Here is a 15,570-nt window from a genome sequence, read left to right as displayed (position 1 = left end):
GGACGACACCCGCCGCCCGGTTCTGCGGAACACGGGGACACATGTCGGCACGGCGGAGTACCTTCAGTTGCTCGATCCATTACTTTTGGGGGTTTTCTCGATGTTCGGTTCCGATCCGACGTGCGCACCGACGCGCAGGCTTCGACGCGGGGTGCTCGGCCTGTCGTTCGCTGCACTGGTGGCGCTGCCGCTGGCCGGCGAGGCGGCGGCGGCGCCGGGAAGCACCGGCGGCGCCGACGATTCCGGCAGTTTGGGCAGTCTCGGTAGCGCCGGTAGCTCGGGGAGCATCGACGTCACCGGGAGCCTCGGCAGCACCACCGGCAGCGGGGCGGACGGGGGCAGCGTCAGCGCCGGATCGGTGATCCCCGGCCCGCTCCAGAACGAGCGCCCGCCGCTGCCACCGCTGCGTGACGACATCACCGTCGCCGCCATCGTGGGCGAGGAGCAGAAGACTGCGCAGATGGTCCGCTTCACGGTGGCCTCGCCCGCGCTGCGCCGCGAGGTCGGTGTGGAAGTGCTTCTCCCGAAGGACAATTCGGTGCCACGACCGTCGATCTACGCGCTCGAGGGCGTCGACGCGGGTGAGGACACCAGCGGGTGGGCCACCATCGGCGGGGCCCCGGCGTTCTTCGCGGACAAGAACGTCAACGTCGTGATGATCAACGGCGGCGTGTCCGGCCTGTACACCGACTGGGACCGAGCCGATGCGGGTGTCGGCCTGCACAAGTGGGAAACGTTCATCACGCAGGAACTGCCGCCGCTGCTGGATGCGCGACTGCACACCAACGGCGACAAGTCGCTGCTCGGCATCTCCATGGGCTCGCAGGGCGCGATGATGCTCGCGCACCGCAATCCCGGGATGTACCGCGGCATCGCGGTGTTCAGCGGGTGTTACTCGACGACGGACGACCTGGGCCGGATCAGCGTGCAGGCGACGGTGTCGTCGCGCGGCGGCGACCCGGGCAACCTGTGGGGCGAGGTCGGCGGCCCGGGCTGGGTCGCCCACGACACGGTGCGCAACGCCGAGGCACTGCGCGGCATGGACATCTACGTCTCCGTCGCGTCGGGCGTCCCGGGCAAGTACGAGGATCCGGCCGCGTCGGACTTCCTCGACCGGGTCTTCATCGGTGGCCCGATGGAACTCATGGCGAACGCCTGCACCCGCCGTCTCGATGTCGCGCTCGACGAGCTGGAGATTCCCGCCACCTTCGACTACGAGGCGATCGGCATTCACGGGTGGAACTACTGGCGGGACCGGTTGCCCAAGGCCTGGCCGACGCTGGCGCGCTCGCTCGACCTGCCCGCCTGACACCGGACCGTCGAACGACGAAAGGGCCCCGCACGGACGAATCCGTGTGGGGCCCTTCCCGTCTCTTCCGGACGATCACGCCTTGGGGATGAACGCCTTCAGCGGCTCCGAGGCCGACCAGTCGTGGCCCCAGTAGCTGTCCGCCGTGATCTCCTCGGCGGTGTAGAAGGTCTCGTCGACCAGCATGCCCTCGGTACCGAACTCGAGGTCCCAGCCGCCGGGCGCACGCACGTAGAACGACACCATCTTGTCGTTCGTGTGCCGCCCCAGCGTCGAGGAGATCGTGAAGCCGAGCTTGGAGACGCGATCCAGCGCCTGGCCCACGGCGTCGAGCGTCGTGGCCTCGGTCATGAGGTGGACCATGCCGGGCTCGTCGGTCGGCGGCGCCGGGCACAGCGCGAGGCTGTGGTGACGCTCGTTGACGCCGAGGAAGCGGACACGCGAGATGCCGTCCGCGAGCCGGATGGCGCCGCGCGGCAGGAAGCCGAGTACCTCGGTGTAGAACGCGTACGACTCAGCGAACTTCGCGGTCGGCAGCACGACGTGACCGAGGCCCTGCGTGCCGGTGACCCACTGGCCGCCGTGCGGCGTCACGACCGGGCTGTGGTCGAGAACCGGCCCGAAGAACACCTCGACGCGGGTGCCGGCCGGGTCGTCGAACGCGATGACCTTCTCGGCGTCGCGGTAGGTCGACTCCTCGTGAGAGAGAACCTCGACCTCGATGCCGGCCTTCTCCACAGCTTCCTGGACGCGCTGCAGAGCGAACTCGTCACGCACCTCCCAGCCGACCGCGAGAGCCTTGTCGGACTCGCCCGGCAGGACGGCCAGGCGCGAGCGGCGCTCGTCGACCCGCAGGTAGAGGCCGTCCGCCTCGGGCCCGGAGCCCACCGCCATGCCGAGACCGTCGACGAGCAGTTCGCGCCAACGGGCGATGTCCTGAGTCTGGATCCTGAGGTAACCGAGACCCCGAATTTCCGTCATATCAATCCGTCCCTAAGGAATACAGGTGGTTTCGAACTAGATCATCGAGCGGTGGACGCCCTGCGGCTCACCGCCGAGCTGCGTCAGTGCCGAGGCGTGGTTGATCGAGCCGGGCACGTGGATCGCGTGGGTCAGACCGACGTGCGCGTCACGCCAGAATCGCTGCAGCGGCAGCGTCACCTTCATCGCACCGCCGCCGGCGCGAGCGAAGATCTCGTCCAGGGCACTCACGGCACGCCACGCGGCGTTGGTCTGGGTGCGGCGACCGACGGCGCGCTCCTCGAAGGTGACCTCCTGGCCCTTCTCGGTCTTGTCCCAGAAGCGGTCGACGGTCTCGAGGATCGCGACGCGCGAAGCGTTGATCTCGTCGGCGGCCTGGCCGATGGCGTAGAGGACGTACGGGTCCTCCTTGATCGGGACACCGGTCACCGCGACGCGCTCCTTCTGCGCGGCGATGTACAGGGCGAGACCGCCCTCGCACATGCCGATCAGCGACGAGGAGATGCCGAGCGGGAAGATGCACGAGAACGGGAACTTGTACAGGGTCTCGTCGCGGCCGGCGTGCTTGGCGCCGTTGCCGCTGAGGACGATCTCGGAGTCGATCGTGCGGTACTCGGGGATGAAGGCGTCCTTGACGGTGAAATCCTTCGAACCGGTGCCACGCAGGCCGACGACGTTCCAGCTCTCGTGGTCGACGGTGTAGTCGGCCTTCGGAACCAGCACGTGCAGGATCTTGCCGGTCGGGACACCCTTCTGGTCACCGACGAGGGCACCGATCATGACCCACTCGCAGTGGTCGTTGCCGGTGGAGAACGACCAGCGGCCGTTCAGGATGTAGCCGCCGTCGACGGGCACCGCGACACCCATGGGGGCGTAGGGCGACGCGATCCAGGTGTCGACGTCCTCGCCCCAGACCTCGTGCTGCGCCTTGGGATCGAAGAAGGCCATCTCCCACGGGTGCACGCCGACGATGCCGGAGACCCAGCCGGTGGAGCCGTCGACGGCGCCGAGGGCCATCGCCGTCTCGGCGAACTCGCGCGGGTGCGCCTCCAGGCCGCCGAACTCCTTCGGCTGCAGCATCCGGATGACGCCGGCGTCGCGAACACGCTTGGCGTTGCCGTCCGAGAGGCGCATGAGCTTCTCGCCCTCGATGCCGCCTTCACGGATCTCGTCCGCGAACTGCATGATGTTGTCCAAAACCTGACCCATAGCTATCAGCTCTCTCTCTGCGATCCCACGGCGACGCGGGTCAATTCTTAGCGGCAGACCGATTGCGGTCTAGAGCAATTGGTCTACCCGTCCTCCGGCAAGCACGGGCGACCGGCCTCGACAAAATCTCGGTTCGGGGCGCCGTGGCGCTTGGCATGCGCGGCGGCATGCGCGAGGAAGCTGGGACGGGCACCGGCGACGAAGGAGTCGACCGAAGTGTCCGGTGTGCCGCACCGATGCGTCGGACGGTGCCTGCGAACATGGCGCCCTCCTGGTGCGGATCGGGACCAACGCCTGCGATTGCGCTGATCGTGTGGTTGGAACGGTCCCAGGAATCGATCCGGGAGATCAAAACACCTCCCGCTCAGCGGGACTGGAATTCGGCCACGTCAGAGCCTGTTTCCCAGTCCCGCTGAATGAGCGTTTCGGGGGACTTTCGGACTACTTCGCGCCGGGACCGTCGACCCGCTGGACGCCGTGGTCGGCGACGTGGTTCGCGGCGACGTAGCCGAACACCATCGAGGGCCCGATCGTCGCGCCGGCACCGGCGTACTCGTTGCCCATGACGGATGCGGACGTGTTGCCGGTCGCGTACAGGCCGTCGATGATCGAGCCGTCCTCGCGCAGCACGCGAGCCTCGGCGTCGGTGACCAGACCGCCCTTGGTGCCCAGGTCGCCGGCCTCGATGCGGATCGCGTAGAAGGGCCCCTTGACGATCTCGTCCATCGCCGGGTTCTTCATCGTCGGATCGCCGTAGTACTGGTCGTACGCGCTGTCGCCGCGACCGAACTCCTCGTCCTTACCGGTGCGGGCGTAGCCGTTGAACCGGTCGACGGTCTCGAGCAGGTTCTGCGGCGGGATACCGACCTTCTCGGCCAGCTCGCTCAGCGAGTTCGCCTTGTGCACGATGCCCTTGTCGTAGAAGCCCTGCGGGAACGGAGCACCCGGAAGGACCTGCGCGAACGGGTACCGCGAACGAGCCTTGCTGTCCATGATGAAGTACGCCGGGACGTGTCCACCGTCGAGCTGGTCGTGCACGAAGTTCACGTACGGCGACGACTCGTTGGTGAAGCGCTTGCCGTCCTGGTTGACGATGACGGCCGGCGGGATGGACCGCTCGGACACCAGCGGGATCACCGCACCCATCGGGTGCATGACCGACGGCATCCACCACGCGTCGTCCATGAGGTCGACGGCCGCACCCAGCTTCTGGCCCGCGAGGATGCCGTCACCGACGTTCTCGCGCGCACCGGCGCTGATGTTCTCCACACCGTTCTCGGGCAGGTACTGCGCGCGCATCTCGTTGTTGTGGTCGAATCCGCCGCTGGCGAGCAGGACACCCTTGCGGGCGCCGATACGCACGAGCTTGCCCTCGCGCTCCGCGGTGATGCCGACGACGGCACCCTTCGAATCGACGATGAGTTCCTTCATCGACGTCTGCAGCCACAGCGGGACGCCGGCGTCCTTGAGCGCCATGCGCATGCGGGCGACGAGCGCGCGGCCACCGGTCGCCATGTGGCGGCGGCGGATGACGTTCGACGACACACGCCATGCGGCGACGAGCGATGCCCGACGTCCGCGCCACGTGCGCTTGACCATCGCCAGGTCGCGGTAGTCCTTCGACGTGATCCACAGACCCAGCGGGCCCTTGAGGCTGTTGGGACGCTGGTACTTCTCGTCCTCGCCGAGCTTGCGGGTGTCGAACGGCGTGCACTCGGTGGTGCGGCCGAGGGGGCGTCCGCCCTCCTCCTCGGGGTGGTAGTCCGAGTAGCCCTTGACCCAGTAGAACTCGATGTGCGGGCTGCGCTCGAGCAGTTCCATCATCGGCGGACCGTTGTCGACGTAGGCGTCGAGACGCTCGGCCGACACCTTGCCGTCGGTGACGACGTCGAGGTAGCGACGGACCGACTCGCGGGAGTCGCCGGCGCCCTTGCGGATCAGCGCGGGCGCGTTGGGGACCCAGATGCCGCCACCGGAGATCGCGGTGGAGCCGCCGTAGGTCTTGCCCTTGTCGATGATCAGGGCCGACATGCCGCGGTCCGCCGCAGTGATGCCGGCGGCCATGCCACCGCCGCCGCTACCGACGATCAGGAAATCGACGACCGTGTCGAACTTCTCGGTACCGACCTTCTTGTCTGCCATGGGGTTTCGCCTACTTTTCGTCGCGCCGCAGGAAAGCCAGGACCGTGGAGACCCACGCGTCGCGCGCCTCGATCATGGTCCAGTGGCCGCAGTTGGGGAACACGTGGAATTCCGCGTTCGGGATGTCGCGCATCGGCAGCAGGCCCATGTCGACCGGGCTCACGCGGTCGTCACGACCCCAGGTGAGCAGCGTCGGGGCCTTGATCTTGCCGAACTGCGCCCAGTACGGGGTGCCGTCGGCCTGCGCGTTCGCGGCAGCCATCGCCGCGAACGCCTTGGAGCTGTACATCCGGCGGGCGATCTCGAGGGTCTTGGGCTCGGTGGCGAGCTCCCAGCGCTCCTCGATGAGCTGCTCGGTCACGATCGCGGGGTCGTAGACCATGGACTGCAGCCAGCGGATGAGGCCCTCGCGGGTCGGGTTGTCCGTGAACTCCATGAGCAGCTTGATGCCCTCGCCGGGGTTGGACGAGAGGACGTTCTTGCCCATGCCGCCGATCGAGACCAGCTTGTTGACGCGCTCGGGCTGGGCGATCGCGATACGGGTGGCGACGACGCCGCCCATCGAGTTGCCGATCATGTCGACGGCGCCGAGTCCGAGCCCGTCGAGGAAGGTCGGCACGGCGTTGATCGCCTCGACCATCGGGTGGCCGTCACACGGGTCGGACACACCGAACCCGGGGAACTCGAGCACGTAGCAGTGGAAGTGCTCTGCGAAGTCCGCGAGGACACCTCGGTAGTTGCGCCAACCGGTGACACCCGGACCCGAGCCGTGCAGCAGCAGCAGCGGCGGGCCGTCGCCGGCCTCGTGGTAGCGGAGCACACCCTGGTCGGTGTTCAACTCCCTCAGAGTTGCCTCGTAGCTCAAGTCAGCAGTCATCGTCGCCTCTGTCCCTCACGTGTCATCCGGGTCACAGCCCATTCGGGTGGCAGGCTGCCAGCCCGCGGCGAAGTGGGCCATATCGCATCCCGATGAGCGAGACCATCGCCCGCATGAATGCGCCCGTCAGGGGTGGTTCCGCTGATTGAGACAGCAGTTCAGGACCGCGAACGTGCCGCCATACGCTCGCAATCATCAACTTCGGCGCGCTCGGCGCCGATCGATCACACCGAATCGGAGGTGGCCCCATGCCCACAGAGGTGATTGCACACGAGAGCTCGGTGGGAGCGCCGACTCCGGCCGACATGCGACGGGTCATGGGCCAGTTCGCGACCGGCGTGACGATCGTGACCGGTCTCGACGACGACGGGCCGGTCGGGTTCGCCTGCCAGTCGTTCGCGTCCGTGTCGCTGGAGCCGCCGCTGATCCTGATCTGCGCGGACCACCGGGGCCGGGCGTGGCCGCGGATCCGCGAGACCGGCCGCTTCTGCGTCAACGTCCTGCACGAGGAGCAGTCCGATCTGTGCTCCCGCTTCGGTTCGAGCCGGGGCCGCAAGTACGAGGACCTCGACTGGGAGGTGTCGCGGTGGAACACGCCGTCGCTGCCGGGCGTCCTGATGCGGGTCCACGCCGAGGTCGAGAACGTGCACGTCGCCGGCGACCACGACGTCATCATCGCCCGCGTCCTCGAACTGGACACCGTGTGCGAGGAGCGCCCGATGGTGTTCTTCCGCGGCCAGTTCGGCATCGAGGGCCCCGCCCCGATCGCGGTGCCCGATCCCGCGCGGGCAGCGAGCTAGTACCGAACGACGAACGGGAACCGAGGGCTCGGATCGTGATCCGATGCGAGCCGTCGGTTCCCGTTCGCCTGTCGCAGGTTCCCGGTTCCTGGATCCCGCTAGATCCACTGTCCGCTCTGGATGGACAGCAGGCGGTCCATCGCGTCGGCGGACCAGGTGTTCGCGGGTGTCTCCGGTGTGCGGCGGCCACGACGGGGCGTGCCGAGTTCGGGGTAGAGCGTGCGCGACACCTCGCGGGCCGCGTCGACCACGAGCGGTGCGACGCGCTCGAGTTGCGCGGTGCGCGCATCGCCGCACAGCGAGATGCCGGCGACGGGGCCGTCGTGACCGCGGATCGCGACCCCGACGCATGCCACGCCGCGAACGGATTCGCCGCGCTCGAAGGCGAGACCGCGCCGCTGCCGGATGCGGTTGAGTTCCTGGTGCAGCGTCGGGATGTCGGTGATCGTGCGGTCGGTGCAGCGACTCAGACGTGCCTCGTACAGGCTGTCGACCCGCTCGGGGTCGAGCCACGCCAGCATCGACTTGCCCCCGGCAGTCGAGTAGGCGGGTCCGCGTCCACCGACGCGAGACGGCAGCGATGCCGCGAAACGCCCGCCGACCTTGTCGAGGTAGACACTCTCGCTCCCGTCGAGAACCGCGAGATGCACGACCATCCCGGTCTGCATGTGCAGTTCGTGGAGCAACGGCGCTGCCGCCGCGCGGATCTCGCTGTGGCCGCCGTCGCCGCCACCGAGTCCGAGTGCGCGCCGGCCCAGGCAGTAGCCGAACGACGCGTGTTCCACCCAATTCAGCCGAACGAGCTGATCGAGGATGCGGTGCACCGTCGAGCGCGGCAGCTGCGTCCGGCACGCCACTTCCTCGAGGGTCAAGCGCGATGAGCGACCGTCGAACGCGTCGAGGATCAGCGTCATCCGTTCGACCATGGACGGCGGAAGATCGCGCCGCGGCGCGGGAGCATCGACCGACTCCTGTGAATCGACGACAGTCATCGACACCTCCAAACAACATCCGCGCCCCTGATCAGCGGGGCGAACCGGTGCAAAACTGAAATCAATTCTGCCAGGCTAGCAGGTTCATCCCGCTGGGCGGGACCGATATCGGTCAATTGTTTGCCCGAAATGGGACATCGACATCATGCCTCGGGCCGTTCGGGCTCGCGCGTGGACCTGTCGGACGCCGACGAACTCCCGGTCAACGGAAACGCTGCGGCGCCCGTCACCGCACTCGGGTAGAACGAAGCGACAATGGCCGATCCAGCAACGGAGCTGTAGGGATGCACATCGGAATCGTCTCCCCCGTCGTGGTGCTGCTCCCCGGCGCCCACTCGGAGTGGGAGCGCAGCGGCGGAATCTCCGACCTCGCCCGGGTGGCCGAGTCCGCGGATCGTCTCGGCTTCCACCACCTGACGTGCAGTGAGCACGTCGCGGTGCCGGTCGCGGTGGCCGAGGCCCGCGGCGGCACGTACTGGGACCCGCTCGCGACGTTCGGCTACCTCGCCGCCCGCACCACCCGGATCCGCCTCGCGACGCAGGTCCTCGTGCTCGGCTACCACCACCCGCTCGAGATCGCCAAGCGCTACGGCACCCTCGACGTGGTGAGCGGCGGACGACTGGTCCTCGGACTCGGCGTGGGGACGCTGAAGGAGGAGTTCGACCTGTTGGGCGCAGCGTTCGAGGACCGCGGTGCCCGCGCCGACGACGCACTCGCCGCGCTGCGCGCCGCGCTGTCCCGCAGCGTGCCCGAGTACCGCGGCACCTACTACGAATTCGACGACCTCGTCGTCGACCCCCACGCCGTCCAGGACCGGGTGCCGCTCTGGATCGGCGGGCGCACGATGCGGTCGCTGCGCCGGGCCACCGAGCACGGCGACGGCTGGGTCCCGTTCGGGCTGGGTGTCGACGAACTCGCGACCATGCTCGGCAAGGTCGACGTCCCGGAGAACTTCGACGTCGTCCTGAGCGCCGGCGCACCCCTCGACCCGCTGGGAGCGCCCGAGCGCACCGTCCGCGCTCTGGAACGTCGACGCGACGCGGGCGCCACGATCGCCAGCGCGTCCATCGCCTCGACGGGCAGCGCGCATTACTGCGAACAACTCGAGGCGCTGCGCGAACTCGGTGACGGCCTCGGCCTCGAGTTCGATCCCGCGCACAGCTGACCCCGCTTCGAGGGACAGCCGTTCCACCCGATTGCCGGACAACACATCTGAAGGAGATCCGATGACCGATACCGCCGCGCTCGTCCAGTCCCTCGTCGAGCGGGTTCAGCTGCTCGAGGACAAACTCGCGATCCAGGAGCTCATCACCGCGTACGGTCCCGCCGTCGACGCCGGTGAGGCCGAGAAGGTCGGCGCGTTGTGGGCCGAGGACGCCGTGTACGACGTCGACGTGCGTCTCATGAACGGCCGCGAGGAGATCATGGAGATGGTCCGCACGCGCCCGCACCAGGACTACATCAAGGGCGGCTGCGGCCACCTGCTCGACCCGGTCAACATCGTGGTCCAGGGCGACACGGCGATCGCGACGTGCCATTCGCAGCTGCTGCGCCGCAACGAGAACGAGGACTCCTTCCGCGTGTGGCGCGTGACCGCCAACCGCTTCGAGCTCGCGAAGATCGACGGAGAGTGGAAGATCCAGCGTCGCACCTCGCGTGTGCTCGACGGCCGCCCCGAGGCAGTCGAGCTGCTCGCCCGCGCCGGCAGCTGACCTCCCGGACGACGAAACGGCCCGCTCCCACGAAGGGAGCGGGCCGTTGGCGTCGGATCGGATTGTCAGTCGGCGGCTTCGAGAGTCGCCTTCGCCCACCGGTAGTCGGCCTTGCCCGCGGGCGACCGGACGACCTCGGAGACCACGACGACGGTGCGCGGCACCTTGTAGCCGGCAATCTGGGTCCGGCAGTGCGCGATCACCTCGTCCTCGTCGAGATCGTCGACACCGTCGCGCGCCGAGATGACCGCCGACACCCGCTGCCCGTACGTGGGATCCGGGATGCCGGCGACGAGCGCGTCGAGCACGTCCGGATGGCTCTTGAGCGCCTCCTCGACCTCCTCGGCGTACACCTTCTCGCCGCCGGTGTTGATGCACGACGATCCACGGCCGAGGACCACGATGGTTCCGTCCGCCTCGACGCGGGCGAGGTCACCGAGCACGGACAGCCGCACACCGTCGACGACCGGGAACGTCGCGGCCGTCTTCTCCGGGTCGCCGAAGTAGCCGAGCGGCACGTGTCCGGCGCGGGCGAGGTAGCCGACGTTGTCCGAACCGGGTTCGATCGTGGAGAAGTCGGTGTCGACCACGCGAGCCTTCGGTGACGGCGGCATCCGCAGCAGGCCGTCGTCGTCCTTCTTGAGTTCGCCGTCGTTGCCGGACTCCGACGAGCCGAACGCGTCCCGCAGGTAGACGTTCGGCAGCAACTTGTTGAGCTTGCCGCGGACGCTGGCGGACCACAGCGCGCCACCGGAACCGATGATCCACAGCGAGCTCAGGTCGAATCGTTCACCGTGCTCCTCGATCGCGTCGGCGAGAGGACGGGCGATGGCGTCGCCGACGACCATCACGGTGTTGATCTTGTGCTGGTCGACCAGTTCGAGCGCCTCGACCGGCACGTACTTGGTCATGAGGACCTGCTTGGAGCCCATGAACATGCAGGTGAACAGCGAGTACGACGCGGCGCCGTGCATGAGAGGTGCGGTGATCAGGTAGGTCATCGCGAACTGGTTCGCGGCCGCGGCAGCGCCGAGCTCGGCGGGCGAGAGGATGGGATCGCCGCCCATGATGGCGCCGCCGGCCAGTGCGGCGTGATAAAAGTCCTCGTGCCGCCACATGACGCCCTTGGGCATGCCGGTGGTGCCGCCGGTGTAGATGACGTAGAGATCGTCGTTGCTGCGCTCCGGGAAATCCCGCTCGGGCGACTGCTCGGCAATCGCCTTGTGGAAATCGACCACCGAGACGTCGGCTGCCGCAGCGGCTTCCGACAGCGCGGTCCCGGAGGGCTCGCCGATGAGCATGATGTGTCGAAGCTCGGCGCACTTGGGCAGGACATCGGCGATGACGTCGGCGAACTCGCCGTCCGCGATGACGGCCTTCAGGTGGGCGTCGTTGTAGAGGTAGGTCAGCTCGGCGTCGACGTAGCGGAAGTTGACGTTGATCGGGACGGCGCGGATCTTGAGGCAGCCGAACAGCGATTCGACGAACTCGATGCTGTTGCGGGCATGCAGGCCGACATGATCGCCGGGCCGCACGCCCTGGGCAGCGAGGTGGTGGGCGATGCGGTTCGCGCCGGCGTCGAACTCGGCGAAGGTCCGCGACTCGTCGCCGCACACGAGCGCGACCTTCTCGGGGACGGCGTCGATGACGGCTTCGGTGAGATCCGCAAGGTTGAGTGACATGGCTGGCCCTTCATGGAGATTCGCACTACGAGCAAGAGTGCGTTCTACCACATAACCCCACCCCGTGTGCGTGACATCACAACACACCGAGTAGAACATATTCCGATATCCCGATCAATAGCCCCGCGAAGAGTCCGGGGCCCACCTCGGCAGATGCCGGATCCCCCGCTGATCTGCGGAAGCAGGGGTCGCGGGTGCGCGATCGAAATGCGGCAGACCCTTGTGCAAAAACTAGAATGAATACTAGTTTGGGACCCATCGCATAGAAGGTAAGGAGCCTGACATGGTGGAATCCCTCAGCTTGGCCGGTCGCACGGCCATCGTCACGGGAGCGGGAGCGGGACTCGGTCGCGCCGAGGCTCTCGCACTCGCCGAGGCCGGAGCAGCGGTGATCGTGAACGACATGGGCTCGGCAGCCCACGACGTCGTGGACGAGATCAAGGCCGCGGGCGGGCAGGGCCTCGCGATTACCGGCGACGTGTCCGACTGGACGCTCGGCGCACGCATGATCGAGGAGGCCGTCGCGAACTTCGGTTCGATGGACATCCTCGTCAACAACGCCGGCATCCTGCGCGACAAGATGATCTTCAACCTGTCCGAGTCCGACTGGGACGACGTGATCCGCGTGCACCTCAAGGGCCACGCCGCGACGTCGCACGCCGCTGCGGTGCACTGGCGCCAGGCGAGCAAGGACGCCGGCGGCCCGATCTACGGTCGCGTCGTCAACACCTCGTCCGAGGCGTTCCTGTTCGGCTCCGCAGGACAGCCCAACTACTCGGCCGCCAAGGCCGGCATCACCGCGCTGACGTTGTCCACCGCGGCGGGCCTGTCCCGCTACGGCGTGCGCGCCAACGCGATCTGCCCGCGCGCCCGGACGGCGATGACGGCCGAGGCCTTCGGCACCGAGAACAACACCGGCGCACAGGGTCTGGATCCTCTGGCGCCCGAGCGCGTCGCCACCCTGGTCCGCTACCTCGCCTCCCCCGCGTCGGACGAGATCAACGGCCAGGTGTTCGTGGTCTACGGCAAGATGGTTGCACTCATGGCCGCACCGCAGGTCGAGAACCGTTTCGACGCGGCCGGTTCCGAGTTCTCGGTCGAGGAACTCGCCGGACAGCTCACGCCGTACTTCTCGGGCCGCGGCCCGTACGAGACCTACGCCGCCTACAGCGTCGCGGGTCTCGAGAAGATCGCGCTGGCCACCGACACGCCCGCCGGCGTCTGATCCGGGACGGGGTTCGCCATGAGGCTGCAGGACAAGGTCGCGATCGTCACCGGTGGCGCGGGCGGTATCGGCCGCGCGATCACCCGCGTCTTCTCCCGCGAGGGCGCGAAGGTGCTGTTCGTCGACATCAGCGATGACAACGGCTTCGCGCTCGAGAAGGAGATCACGGACGCCGGGGGCGAGGCGAAATTCCTCAACGTCGACATCTCGCAGCCGGATTCGGCGGCGGCGATCCGCGACGCGGCGGTCGCCGCGTTCGGTCGCATCGACGTGCTGGTGAACAACGCGCACGCGTCGCGGCAGGCGCCGCTGCTGGAGCAGACCCAGGAGATGTTCGACATCTCGTTCGGCACGGGCTTCTATCCGACGGTCCACCTGATGCAGGCCTGCCACTCGGAGCTGAAGAAGACGCAGGGCTCGATCATCAACTTCGGGTCCAGTTCCGGTCTCGAGGGTATGCCGACGCAGACGTCGTACGCGGCCGCGAAGGAGGCCATCCGCGGCGTCAGCCGGGTAGCCGCCAACGAATGGGCCGCGGACCAGATCCGCGTCAACGTGCTCTGCCCGTTCGCGGCGACCGAGGGAGTCGTGGCCTGGCAGAAGGCATTTCCCGAGCGCGCGGCCGCGTCGGTCGCAAAGGTCCCACTGCAGCGGATCGGCGATCCCGAGACCGACATCGCGCCCGTCGCGCTGTTCCTCGCGAGCGACGACTCCAAGTACATGACGGGCCAGACCCTCATGGCGGACGGCGGCAGCCTGAAGCTGCGCTGACCCCGTCCTCGACGACGGGGCTCGGAATGTCGCGGCTGTACCAATTTTCCGGTACCGCCTCGTAGCCCCCTCTGTCGGCGGTATAACCCTGGCAGCTTGCTGTGTGATGCAAGCCACCCAACAAACCGCCGACAGAGGAGTTCCATGACCGATAGCCGGGCGAACAGAGCCGCTGCAACTCGGGGGGTTGCTGATGTCTCACGCCGCCGATTCCTTGCCGGGACGGGCCTGACCGCGGGGGCGTTGCTGCTCTCGTCGATGTCGACGTCCGCCGCCGCCTCCCCCCGCCGAGCCATCGCCGACGGCGACCGGATCCCGGCACTCGTCATCGGCAGTGGTTACGGCGGCGCGGTCGCCGCGCTGCGGCTGACGCAGGCCGGCATCCCCACCCAGATCGTCGAGATGGGCCGAGCCTGGGACACTCCCGGTGCCGACGGCAAGATCTTCTGCGGCATGCTCAATGCCGACAAGCGCTCGATGTGGCTGTCCAACACCACGGATCAGCCGGTCAGCAACTTCATGGGCTTCGGCATCAACAAGAGCATCGACCGCTACGTCGGCGTGCTCGACTCCGAGCGGTTCTCCGGCATCAAGGTGTATCAGGGCCGCGGCGTCGGCGGCGGTTCGCTCGTCAACGGCGGCATGGCCGTCACCCCGAAGCGCACCTACTTCGAGGAGATCCTGCCCTCGGTGAACTCCACCGAGATGTACAACACTTTCTTCCCGCGCGCCAACGCCGCGCTGGGCGTCAACAACATCGACCAGGCCTGGTTCGAGTCGACGCCGTGGTACAAGTTCGCGCGCACCGGCCGTAAGACCGCTCAACGATCCGGATTCGCAACAACTTTCGTCCCCAACGTGTACGACTTCGAGTACATGAAGAAGGAGGCCGCGGGCCAGGTCACCAAGTCGGGACTCGGCGGCGAGGTCATCTACGGCAACAACGCCGGCAAGAAGTCTCTCGACAAGACCTACCTCGCGCAGGCCGCGGCCACCGGCAAGCTGACGATCACGACGCTGCACCAGGTCACCAAGGTCGCCCCGGCCTCCGGCGGCGGCTACAGCGTCACGATGGACCAGATCGACGAACAGGGCAACATCGTCGCGACCAAGGTCGTCACCGCCGACCGCGTGTTCTTCGCCGCGGGCAGTGTCGGCACCAGCAAGCTGCTGGTCTCGATGAAGGCGCAGGGGCACCTGCCGAACCTGTCGTCGCAGGTCGGCGAGGGCTGGGGCAACAACGGCAACGTCATGGTCGGCCGCGCCAACCACATGTGGGACGCCACCGGCTCCCAGCAGGCGACCATCCCGACGATGGGCATCGACAACTGGTCGGACCCGACCGCGCCGATCTTCGCCGAGATCGCGCCCCTGCCCGCGGGCCTCGAGACGTACGTGAGCCTGTACCTGGCGATCACGAAGAACCCCGAACGCGCTCGCTTCCAGTTCAATTCGAGCACAGGCAAGGTCGACCTCTCCTGGGCGGTGTCGCAGAACCAGAAGAGCATCGACATGGCCAAGAAGGTCTTCGACAAGATCAACAAGAAGGAAGGCACGATCTACCGAACGGACCTGTTCGGCGTGTACAAGACGTGGGGCGACGACTTCACGTACCACCCGCTGGGCGGCTGCCTGCTGAACAAGGCCACCGACAACTACGGACGCCTGCCCGAGTACCCCGGCCTGTACGTGGTCGACGGCTCACTCGTACCCGGCAACGTCGGCGTCAACCCGTTCGTCACGATCACCGCACTGGCCGAGCGGAACATGGAGAAGATCATCTCGACCGATCTCGTCTAGAAGCCCTGCTCGCGTCCCCTCCCATGCCTCACGGGGACGCGAGCAGGCCCCTTCTGCGATAGCCTTTGA

General features: G+C 67.6%; 13 protein-coding genes. 7 read left to right on the top strand and 6 right to left on the bottom strand.

The window, feature by feature from the left end:
• Window positions 1-100 precede the first annotated feature (100 nt).
• Window positions 101-1,309, top strand: coding sequence for an alpha/beta hydrolase (locus AC1RIF_RS23385; RefSeq protein WP_492603768.1), 1,209 nt, complete (start codon window positions 101-103; stop codon window positions 1,307-1,309).
• A gap of 75 nt (window positions 1,310-1,384) precedes the next feature.
• On the opposite strand, the gene bphC is transcribed toward AC1RIF_RS23385, so the two are convergent.
• From bphC to AC1RIF_RS23365, 4 genes are all read right to left on the bottom strand, one after another.
• Window positions 1,385-2,290: a biphenyl-2,3-diol 1,2-dioxygenase gene (gene bphC, locus AC1RIF_RS23380; RefSeq protein ID WP_492603767.1), complete on the bottom strand. Its 906-nt coding sequence runs from the start codon at window positions 2,288-2,290 to the stop codon at window positions 1,385-1,387.
• Between the two features lie 36 nt (window positions 2,291-2,326).
• Window positions 2,327-3,499, bottom strand: coding sequence for an acyl-CoA dehydrogenase family protein (locus AC1RIF_RS23375; RefSeq protein ID WP_492603766.1), 1,173 nt, complete (start codon window positions 3,497-3,499; stop codon window positions 2,327-2,329).
• 441 nt (window positions 3,500-3,940) lie between these two features.
• Window positions 3,941-5,641, bottom strand: coding sequence for an FAD-binding protein (locus tag AC1RIF_RS23370; RefSeq protein WP_492603765.1), 1,701 nt, complete (start codon window positions 5,639-5,641; stop codon window positions 3,941-3,943).
• Between the two features lie 10 nt (window positions 5,642-5,651).
• A complete protein-coding gene (locus AC1RIF_RS23365; protein ID WP_492603764.1) occupies window positions 5,652-6,518 on the bottom strand; it encodes an alpha/beta fold hydrolase in 867 nt (288 codons plus the stop codon).
• 248 nt (window positions 6,519-6,766) lie between these two features.
• On the opposite strand from AC1RIF_RS23365, the gene AC1RIF_RS23360 reads away from it, so the two are divergent.
• Window positions 6,767-7,318: a flavin reductase family protein gene (locus AC1RIF_RS23360; RefSeq protein WP_492603763.1), complete on the top strand. Its 552-nt coding sequence runs from the start codon at window positions 6,767-6,769 to the stop codon at window positions 7,316-7,318.
• Between the two features lie 98 nt (window positions 7,319-7,416).
• On the opposite strand, the gene AC1RIF_RS23355 is transcribed toward AC1RIF_RS23360, so the two are convergent.
• A complete protein-coding gene (locus AC1RIF_RS23355) occupies window positions 7,417-8,310 on the bottom strand; it encodes an IclR family transcriptional regulator (protein WP_492603762.1) in 894 nt (297 codons plus the stop codon).
• A gap of 284 nt (window positions 8,311-8,594) precedes the next feature.
• Between AC1RIF_RS23355 and AC1RIF_RS23350 the strand changes: the two genes are divergently transcribed.
• Both AC1RIF_RS23350 and AC1RIF_RS23345 read left to right on the top strand, forming a co-directional pair.
• Window positions 8,595-9,476 (top strand): TIGR03619 family F420-dependent LLM class oxidoreductase, encoded by an 882-nt coding sequence (locus AC1RIF_RS23350; protein WP_492603761.1) that lies wholly within the window; start codon window positions 8,595-8,597, stop codon window positions 9,474-9,476.
• A gap of 61 nt (window positions 9,477-9,537) precedes the next feature.
• Window positions 9,538-10,023: a nuclear transport factor 2 family protein gene (locus AC1RIF_RS23345; RefSeq protein ID WP_492603760.1), complete on the top strand. Its 486-nt coding sequence runs from the start codon at window positions 9,538-9,540 to the stop codon at window positions 10,021-10,023.
• A gap of 65 nt (window positions 10,024-10,088) precedes the next feature.
• Here AC1RIF_RS23345 and AC1RIF_RS23340 read toward each other — a convergent pair whose 3' ends face one another.
• Window positions 10,089-11,705: an acyl-CoA synthetase gene (locus AC1RIF_RS23340; protein WP_492603759.1), complete on the bottom strand. Its 1,617-nt coding sequence runs from the start codon at window positions 11,703-11,705 to the stop codon at window positions 10,089-10,091.
• A gap of 283 nt (window positions 11,706-11,988) precedes the next feature.
• Here AC1RIF_RS23340 and AC1RIF_RS23335 point away from each other — a divergent pair, with 283 nt between their 5' ends.
• The 3 genes from AC1RIF_RS23335 to AC1RIF_RS23325 all read left to right on the top strand — a co-directional run bounded on the left by AC1RIF_RS23335 (window position 11,989) and on the right by AC1RIF_RS23325 (window position 15,501).
• Window positions 11,989-12,930 carry a 3-oxoacyl-ACP reductase gene (locus tag AC1RIF_RS23335; RefSeq protein ID WP_492603758.1) on the top strand — a complete coding sequence of 314 codons (942 nt, stop codon included), beginning with the start codon at window positions 11,989-11,991 and terminating at the stop codon, window positions 12,928-12,930.
• Window positions 12,931-12,948: 18 nt separating this feature from the next.
• Window positions 12,949-13,701 (top strand): SDR family NAD(P)-dependent oxidoreductase, encoded by a 753-nt coding sequence (locus AC1RIF_RS23330; RefSeq protein ID WP_492603757.1) that lies wholly within the window; start codon window positions 12,949-12,951, stop codon window positions 13,699-13,701.
• A gap of 144 nt (window positions 13,702-13,845) precedes the next feature.
• Window positions 13,846-15,501, top strand: coding sequence for a GMC family oxidoreductase N-terminal domain-containing protein (locus AC1RIF_RS23325; RefSeq protein ID WP_492603756.1), 1,656 nt, complete (start codon window positions 13,846-13,848; stop codon window positions 15,499-15,501).
• Window positions 15,502-15,570: the final 69 nt, after the last annotated feature.

This window comes from Prescottella sp. GW823-FHT02E09, from assembly GCF_058797375.1.
The sequence above is the reverse complement of the archived record's forward strand: the minus strand, read 5'-3'. Positions and strand labels throughout refer to the sequence as shown.

Coding starts and splice junctions, on each gene's coding strand:
- AC1RIF_RS23335 (WP_492603758.1), top strand. CDS start 11,989: ATGGTGGAATCCCTCAGCTTGGCCGGTCGCACGGCCATCGTCACGGGA.
- AC1RIF_RS23330 (WP_492603757.1), top strand. CDS start 12,949: ATGAGGCTGCAGGACAAGGTCGCGATCGTCACCGGTGGCGCGGGCGGT.
- AC1RIF_RS23325 (WP_492603756.1), top strand. CDS start 13,846: ATGACCGATAGCCGGGCGAACAGAGCCGCTGCAACTCGGGGGGTTGCT.
- AC1RIF_RS23385 (WP_492603768.1), top strand. CDS start 101: ATGTTCGGTTCCGATCCGACGTGCGCACCGACGCGCAGGCTTCGACGC.
- AC1RIF_RS23350 (WP_492603761.1), top strand. CDS start 8,595: ATGCACATCGGAATCGTCTCCCCCGTCGTGGTGCTGCTCCCCGGCGCC.
- AC1RIF_RS23360 (WP_492603763.1), top strand. CDS start 6,767: ATGCCCACAGAGGTGATTGCACACGAGAGCTCGGTGGGAGCGCCGACT.
- AC1RIF_RS23340 (WP_492603759.1), bottom strand. CDS start 11,705: ATGTCACTCAACCTTGCGGATCTCACCGAAGCCGTCATCGACGCCGTC.
- AC1RIF_RS23355 (WP_492603762.1), bottom strand. CDS start 8,310: ATGACTGTCGTCGATTCACAGGAGTCGGTCGATGCTCCCGCGCCGCGG.
- AC1RIF_RS23375 (WP_492603766.1), bottom strand. CDS start 3,499: ATGGGTCAGGTTTTGGACAACATCATGCAGTTCGCGGACGAGATCCGT.
- AC1RIF_RS23365 (WP_492603764.1), bottom strand. CDS start 6,518: ATGACTGCTGACTTGAGCTACGAGGCAACTCTGAGGGAGTTGAACACC.
- AC1RIF_RS23345 (WP_492603760.1), top strand. CDS start 9,538: ATGACCGATACCGCCGCGCTCGTCCAGTCCCTCGTCGAGCGGGTTCAG.
- AC1RIF_RS23370 (WP_492603765.1), bottom strand. CDS start 5,641: ATGGCAGACAAGAAGGTCGGTACCGAGAAGTTCGACACGGTCGTCGAT.
- bphC (WP_492603767.1), bottom strand. CDS start 2,290: ATGACGGAAATTCGGGGTCTCGGTTACCTCAGGATCCAGACTCAGGAC.